Below are 7,200 nucleotides of genomic sequence, written 5' to 3'. Positions count from 1 at the left end.
GATTATATGGTATATACTCCGGGCGCGAAGGAAGCGGAAATTACTGATGCATATGACTTCACTTGTGTTGGTAGCAAAATCGAAGTGGTTAAAATTAGAAGTGAAATTAACAATGCCGTGACTCATGGAGAGCAGCTCCAATATTACTTTTTTCTTGTTACTGAGAATAAAGCTTACTGGCCACTTAGAATTGTTGAATCTTTCCAGACCGTGGACAAAGATTCCCAGGAATTAGTGTCAGAACATTTACCTTTCACAAAAAATGATGACCTTGGGTTAGCTTGTGATTTAGTTAGGCCTCAGGTTGAAAGCTATTACTTTTCCCAAGCTTTTGAAGCGATACCTAAACATACCAACAATAAAGGCGACTGAATCAGTCGACTTTATTGTGTCGTAAAGTTGTAGTGTCTATTGCTATTTAGGGCAGAGTTCCCCTTTCTTGGCGTGTCTTTCTATCATGTAATCGCCTCGGGCACTGTGCAATACAATTGCATTCCAGACCTGACCATCTTGCAACTCGAACTCAAACGCATAATGGGTGCCGCCGACCATTTTGGTTCTCACCTCATGAATTGCTTTCAATTTATCATCGGCATTCATTTGATAAAGCACCATGTTGAGTGAGCGTCTGGCGTCAGGAGTTGCCTCAGCAAGTTGCCAACGGCCCTGCTCGTTTGTTGCGGAGCAAATAGACCGCATTTTACTTTTCATGGCGGATGACATCTGCTTGTCTACGGCCAAAGCATTTGGTGAAAACAGTGGAACCGTCAAAGGAATCAAAGTTACCAGAAACCGCTTTAAGGTCATAAAAACACTCCGTTGTTTTACTCTTGCTTGAGTATAGACCTCAATGGCTTCAGATGTGGTGCAGTAGTCTCTGGGCCTACAATATCGCAGTTCGTATCAACGAACTGATGATAAACAAGGCGACCACGCTTACCAGCCAAATGCCAATGAACCACAAAATGGGTTTTAGTTTCATCAGTGATATCCTTCTCCACGTTTAATCTTGCCGCGGAAAACCCAGTACGAATAAGCCGTGTAGGCTATGATCAGAGGAAGTAATACCACCGCACCGGCAAGTAAAAATGCCAAACTCTTATCTGGCGCGGCGACGTCTTGATAAGTGAGTGCGAATGGGACCAAGTAAGGGAATGTACTGACACCGAAACCCATCGCGGACAAAAGAAACAGGCCGATCGCAAGAACGTAGGCTCGGACGGCTTTGTGATCGAGTAAGGCTTTGAATAGCTGCCAAATAAGTGCCGCAGCAATAATTGGTAAAATGAAAAACAGTAGCGAGTTTGGTAATGAGAACCAACGTTCAAAGACGATATTTTGGCTCAATGGCAGCCACAAACTGGCGATGAATATACAGGCTACCATCGCTAGTCCCCATCGTCGCGCGACCACGTAATAGCGCCCCATCAGCTCTTCTGGAAGCTTGATTAATAACCAGCATGAACCGAGCAGAATATAAGCACAAACAAGCGCCAGGCCACAAAATACGCTAAATGGTGAAAGCCAATCAAACCATCCACCTGCGTATGCTCGTTCACTAACCTCTATACCTTGGAGCAGGGTTCCGAGCATAATGCCTTGCATCAATGCCGCGGTGAGTGAACCAATGAAAAAAGCGCTATCCCATAAAAACTTTCCGCGTTGTGTTCGGAAGCGATACTCAAAAGAAACCCCGCGCAGAATTAACCCGAGCAGCATTAAAATCAGGGGAGCATAGAGTGCTGGCATAATGACCGCGTAGGCGAGGGGGAACACGGCAAAAAGCCCACCTCCGCCAAGAACTAGCCAAGTTTCATTCCCATCCCAAACAGGAGCGATGCTGTTCATCATCATGTCGCGCTCTTCATCATCATTAGCGCTGAGGAATAGGATACCAATACCGAGATCAAAGCCATCTAACACGACATAAATCAGAACAGCGAGCCCAATCAAAGCGTACCAAATTAATGCGTAATCCATGAGTAAGCTCCTAGGTTAGATGGTTAGAATGTGTGATGGCATCGGTTTTCGTGCCATCAGGAAGTCGGCTATCTAGACCTTCTTCATATCGAGTTGGAGACTTGCGCATCAAACGTAGGAGATAGAAGAAGCCAGCTCCAAAAACCACAAAGTAAACCACGATGAACGCCGTCAGGGAGACGCTCACCGCGGCGGCATCAATAGGCGATGCCGAATTGGCTGTGGTTAAAAGACCGTATACGGTGTAAGGCTGTCGACCGACTTCGGTAGTTATCCAGCCTGCTAAAACTGCAATGAACCCCGCTGGGGCAAACAGCACACAAATACGTTGAAGTGCCCTCGAATCAAAAAGTTTGCGACGTTTTCTTAGCCAAAGGCTCCACAAACCAATAACAAGCATGCCAAAACCAAGCGCGACCATTACTCGGAAAGACCAGAAAACGATAGAGACAGGAGGGTGTTCCTCCTCTGGAAAAGCATCTAATCCCTTCACTTCACCGTTGAGGTCATGAGTTAAAATCAAACTACCGAGTTTGGGGATTTCCAGTGCGTATTCCATGCGTTTTTCTTCATCGTTAGGGATACCGAAGAGGATCAATGGCGCGCCTTGGTGAGACTCATAGTGCCCTTCCATCGCGGCAACTTTGGCGGGTTGATGTTCAAGGGTGTTTAATCCATGCATGTCTCCAGCAACGATTTGAATTGGTGTCACGATGGCAGCCATCCACATTGCCATCGAGAACATAATTCTGGCTAGAGGGTTATGGTTTGCTTTTAGCAAGTGATAAGCGGCAACGCCGGCTACAACAAAGGCAGTAGTAAGGTAAGCGGCGAGCAACATATGAACGAGCCGGTAAGGGAAGGAAGGGTTGAAGACAATCGCCCACCAGTCTTCTGGGATAAACTGTCCGGCTTCGTTGATACTATAGCCCGCTGGTGTTTGCATCCAACTATTAACCGAAAGTATCCAAAACGCAGACAAAAACGTCCCGAATGCAACAATACAAGTCGCGGCGAAGTGAAGCTTCTTACCTACCTTATCCATACCGAAAAGCATCACGCCTAAAAACCCAGCTTCGAGGAAAAACGCAGTAAAAACTTCATAACCCATTAGCGGGCCTAGGATTGGGCCTGTTTTGTCGGCAAACACGCTCCAGTTAGTACCGAATTGATAGCTCAACACGATGCCACTCACCACACCCATACCAAAACTGATGGCAAAGATTTTGAGCCAGTACTTATAGATTTGCATGTACTGTTTGTTGCCCGTTTTTAAGTACAAGCCCTCTAATACAGCGAGATAACTTGCCAAACCAATCGTAAACGCTGGAAAAATAATGTGGAAAGAGACAGTAAAGGCAAATTGGAATCTAGCTAGGTCAATGGCGAGTGTGTCCATGAGCGGTCCCTTTTTCGTTGGATAAACTGTTCGCCGGATTTAAAGAGGAGACAGAAGAGTGGCGAACAAGGTGAAATACGAAGAAGGAAGACGAAGAGATTAAAAAACGATCGCTTTTTACACATGTGCGTACCATCTTTTAGATAAAGGAGGAGCGTTATGAGCCTTAAACATTACTTTGAGAAAGCGACACCTAAGTTTGGTCCAGGTGGGAAGTATCACAAGTTCTACCCACTTTTCGAAGCTGTCGAAACCATTTTTTACACGCCTGGTAAGGTAAACCAGGGCATGACTCACGTTCGAGATAGCATCGATTTAAAACGTATTATGATCATGGTGTGGTTGGCGGTCTTCCCTGCCATGTTCTGGGGTATGTACAACATAGGCCAGCAAGCGAGTGATGCCTTGTTGTATGGAATGGATCAAGCCTCAGCTCAGCAAGCGCTTGTTTCTTCATGGCAACTGAGTTGGGTATGGGGCTCGTTAGATGCGGTTTCACAAGCGGGGTGGGGAAGTAAAATGTGGCTTGGTGCTACTTACTTTCTCCCGGTTTATGCGACGGTGTTTATCGTTGGTGGTTTCTGGGAAGTTCTGTTTGCTATTGTGCGAAAGCATGAGGTAAATGAAGGCTTTTTTGTCAGCTCTATACTCTTTGCGCTGATCCTTCCTCCGACAATTCCACTATGGCAAGCGGCTTTAGGTATCACTTTCGGTATTGTTGTGGCGAAGGAGATTTTCGGTGGTACTGGACGAAACTTCCTAAATCCAGCTTTAGCAGGGCGCGCGTTCTTATACTTTGCCTATCCTGCCAACATGTCCGGTGGTGCCGTGTGGGTCGCGGCTGATGGTTACTCTGGCGCTACTCCACTTAGCCAATGGTATGAAGGAGGGCAAAGTGCTTTGATAAATAATATGACGGGAGAGCCAATTTCATGGGGAGATGCTTTTGTTGGTAATTTACCAGGCTCGATGGGTGAAGTCTCCACGTTGTTGATCGCACTAACAGGCTTGGTTCTCATCTTTATGAAGATTGCATCGTGGAGAATTGTTGCGGGCGTGTTGGTCGGTTTAATCGGAGCTTCATTACTATTGAATGCGATCGGTTCAGACTCTAACCCCATGTTCTCCATGCCGTTCTACTGGCACTTCGTGATTGGTGGGGTTGCGTTTGGTACCTTCTTTATGGCGACAGACCCTGTCTCGGCAGCTTTTACCAATAACGGGAAATGGGCATACGGACTATTAATCGGCGTGATGACGATTTTTATCCGAGTGCTGAACCCGGCTTATCCAGAAGGCATCATGTTAGCGATTCTATTTGCTAACTTATTCGCGCCACTTTTCGATTACCTAGTCAAAGAAAGTAATATCAAACGCAGAATGAAAAGGGCGAGACCTTCTTAAAATGAGGGTGACCTCACTGAAAATTGATTGAAAACTGCACTATATTGAAAAGGTCAGAGACATGGGGTTTCTGACTTTTTATTTTTATCAGGAGGACGAAGACGATGAGAATAAAGGATATTCTCGATAGCCGTTTGGTGCTGTCGTTCTGGTATAACCTAGACTACTGCTTGTCTCTTCTTAGTAAAATCTCTTCTCGTTGATTTCCTCAATGCAATCGCATTGAAAAGCATTCTATCTATTTGTTTTTTAGTCTTACGTGAAACTGCGTAGGGCAATGCGTATAAGGAAATTAACAATGAAACGTATTCCAGAACCTTTCCGTATCAAAATGGTTGAGCCAATCAAAATGACGACTTTGGCAGACCGTGAAGTCGCGTTAAAAGAAGCGGGCTATAATCCATTTCTTCTTCGTAGTGATGATGTTTATATCGATTTGCTGACTGACTCAGGCACTGGTGCCATGAGTGATAATCAGTGGGCTGGTATCATGATGGGGGATGAATCCTATGCGGGGAGTCGAAATTACTACAACCTGTGTGATGCAGTGGAGCACTTCTTCGGTTATAAGCTCACCGTGCCTGCACACCAAGGGCGTGGTGCCGAGCAAATTTTGTTCCCAGCTTTGATTGAGCGTATGCGTCAGGTGCGTGGTGGCGAAACGCCAGTATTTATCTCGAACTACCATTTTGATACCACAGCGGGTCACATTGAACTCAATGGCGGTAAAGCGATTAACGTGGTAACGGAAGAAGCATTCGACACCACTACGCCTTATGATTGGAAGGGCAATTTTGATATCGATAAGCTGGTGGCAACAATTGAAGCGCACGGTTCGCATAACATTTGTGCAATTATCACCACGATTACTTGTAATAGCTCCGGTGGTCAGCCTGTGTCGATGGAAAACATGCGCAGTGTGTACGAGATTGCAACCAAGTACGATATTCCAGTGGTGATTGACTCGGCTCGTTACTGTGAGAACGCCTACTTTATCAAGCAGCGTGAAGCGAGTTACGAGAATAAATCGATTCTGGAAATCATCCGTGAGATGTACCAGTACGGTGATATGCTCACCATGTCAGCTAAGAAAGACCCGATGGTAAACATTGGTGGCATGTGTTGTATTCGTGATCATAAGGAGTTGTTCCAGGCGGTGCAGACGCGCTGCGTACCCATGGAAGGATTTGTAACATACGGCGGCATGGCTGGGCGTGATATGGAAGCGCTCGCTCGCGGTTTGTATGAAGCCGCGGATGAGGATTTTCTTCACTATAGAATTAGCCAAGTTCAATACTTAGGTGAGCGCTTACGTGAAGGCGGTATTCCGATTCAATACCCAACGGGTGGTCATGCTGTGTTTGTGGATGCCGCTAAGATTTTGCCACATATTCCAGAGGATCAGTTTCCTGCGCAGGTATTGTGTAATGCTTTGTACTTGGAAGCGGGTATTCGAGCAGTAGAGATAGGATCGTTGCTGCTTGGTCGAGATCCGGAAACGGGTAAACAAAAAGTGTCAGAGCTTGAGTTGATGCGTTTGACCATTCCACGTCGTGTCTACACAAACGATCATATGGATTACATTGCGGATGCGATTATCGAACTGAAAAATCGTGCACATGAGTTAAAAGGGCTCACTTTCGAGTACGAGCCACCAGTGCTGCGCCACTTTACTGCTCGATTTAAAGAGATCGATTAACTCAAGTTTAAATCTAGATAAGCAAAAGGCCGCGAGTTTCGCGGCCTTTTTCGATTCGTTTATTTCTTAGCGTTACACTTACGCCAACTCTAATGTGATGCGAACGAACTGGTCGTCTTGATACTGCACTTCATAATTGAAGGTACCACTGGCGTAAATGCTGCCAAGAAAAAGTGAACGTTGACTCATTGGTCCGCGGAACAGCATCGAAATAGGAGCGATTAGGGCGTTATTATCATCGAAGTGCTGATTTAAGTTCTCAGAAAGCACACACAGCAAACAGCCGTGTTGGTCGTGAGATAAGTCGACGTCTTCCGGTCGAGATAATAACACGGTAGTCCCCAGTTTCTTCTCAATCTCGTTGATCAGCAGCAAGTAGCTATCTAGATCGGGTTGAGGGTTGCTGGGTTTGTCTGCACCGACGCAGCGCTCGAGTAATGCTTCCAGATTTCCGTTCTCACCTTTTGCCTGCTGAGTCAAAGATTTTAACGGCTTTTTAATCAGCTTGTAGCGATTACTCTTCAGTTTTGGTTTCAGCCATTTCTGAAGTAAGTCATTACGTTCTTTAAGGGAGAGGCCATGCGAGGACGCGTGAATTTTAAAGTGCAGGTGTAATAAAGCGTGAACCGCAAGCTCACTCAGAAGTTGATTAGCATCTGTAGACTGTCTTGCCTGCTTAGAACTTTGCATTACACTCGAACAAAATTAGGGAAGAAGG

The 7,200-nt window shown here is 45.8% G+C and carries 7 protein-coding genes; 3 read left to right on the top strand and 4 right to left on the bottom strand.

The features are described from left to right. A partial coding sequence (locus tag CAG68_RS18215; RefSeq protein ID WP_161441476.1) for a hypothetical protein occupies positions 1-372 on the top strand: 372 nt, incomplete at its 5' end. Positions 373-414: 42 nt separating this feature from the next. Here CAG68_RS18215 and CAG68_RS18210 read toward each other — a convergent pair. The 3 genes from CAG68_RS18210 to CAG68_RS18195 all read right to left on the bottom strand — a co-directional run bounded on the left by CAG68_RS18210 (position 415) and on the right by CAG68_RS18195 (position 3,379). Beyond that, positions 415-807 carry a hypothetical protein gene (locus CAG68_RS18210; protein ID WP_054728604.1) on the bottom strand — a complete coding sequence of 131 codons (393 nt, stop codon included), beginning with the start codon at positions 805-807 and terminating at the stop codon, positions 415-417. Positions 808-981: 174 nt separating this feature from the next. Beyond that, entirely contained in the window at positions 982-1,980 is a 999-nt protein-coding gene (gene cydB, locus CAG68_RS18200) for a cytochrome d ubiquinol oxidase subunit II (protein WP_065275106.1), read from the bottom strand. Positions 1,981-1,990: 10 nt separating this feature from the next. Then, positions 1,991-3,379: a cytochrome ubiquinol oxidase subunit I gene (locus tag CAG68_RS18195; protein ID WP_017635517.1), complete on the bottom strand. Its 1,389-nt coding sequence runs from the start codon at positions 3,377-3,379 to the stop codon at positions 1,991-1,993. 159 nt (positions 3,380-3,538) lie between these two features. On the opposite strand from CAG68_RS18195, the gene CAG68_RS18190 reads away from it, so the two are divergent. Together CAG68_RS18190 and CAG68_RS18185 are read left to right on the top strand one after the other, a co-directional pair. Further along, positions 3,539-4,783, top strand: coding sequence for an NADH:ubiquinone reductase (Na(+)-transporting) subunit B (locus CAG68_RS18190; protein ID WP_047102825.1), 1,245 nt, complete (start codon positions 3,539-3,541; stop codon positions 4,781-4,783). Between the two features lie 298 nt (positions 4,784-5,081). Beyond that, positions 5,082-6,482, top strand: coding sequence for a tryptophanase (locus CAG68_RS18185; protein ID WP_161441475.1), 1,401 nt, complete (start codon positions 5,082-5,084; stop codon positions 6,480-6,482). 78 nt (positions 6,483-6,560) lie between these two features. Here CAG68_RS18185 and CAG68_RS18180 read toward each other — a convergent pair whose 3' ends face one another. Further along, positions 6,561-7,172, bottom strand: coding sequence for a DUF2913 family protein (locus CAG68_RS18180; protein ID WP_005374167.1), 612 nt, complete (start codon positions 7,170-7,172; stop codon positions 6,561-6,563). Positions 7,173-7,200: the final 28 nt, after the last annotated feature.

This window comes from Vibrio sp. V42_P2S4T144, assembly GCF_009904715.1.
Lineage (GTDB): Bacteria > Pseudomonadota > Gammaproteobacteria > Enterobacterales > Vibrionaceae > Vibrio > Vibrio alginolyticus.
The sequence above is the reverse complement of the archived record's forward strand: the minus strand, read 5'-3'. Positions and strand labels throughout refer to the sequence as shown.

Excerpts from the sequence above, each read along its gene's own strand:
- CAG68_RS18210 (WP_054728604.1), bottom strand. The coding sequence starts at position 807 with ATGACCTTAAAGCGGTTTCTGGTAACTTTGATTCCTTTGACGGTTCCA.
- cydB (WP_065275106.1), bottom strand. The coding sequence starts at position 1,980 with ATGGATTACGCATTAATTTGGTACGCTTTGATTGGGCTCGCTGTTCTG.
- CAG68_RS18195 (WP_017635517.1), bottom strand. The coding sequence starts at position 3,379 with ATGGACACACTCGCCATTGACCTAGCTAGATTCCAATTTGCCTTTACT.
- CAG68_RS18190 (WP_047102825.1), top strand. The coding sequence starts at position 3,539 with ATGAGCCTTAAACATTACTTTGAGAAAGCGACACCTAAGTTTGGTCCA.
- CAG68_RS18185 (WP_161441475.1), top strand. The coding sequence starts at position 5,082 with ATGAAACGTATTCCAGAACCTTTCCGTATCAAAATGGTTGAGCCAATC.
- CAG68_RS18180 (WP_005374167.1), bottom strand. The coding sequence starts at position 7,172 with ATGCAAAGTTCTAAGCAGGCAAGACAGTCTACAGATGCTAATCAACTT.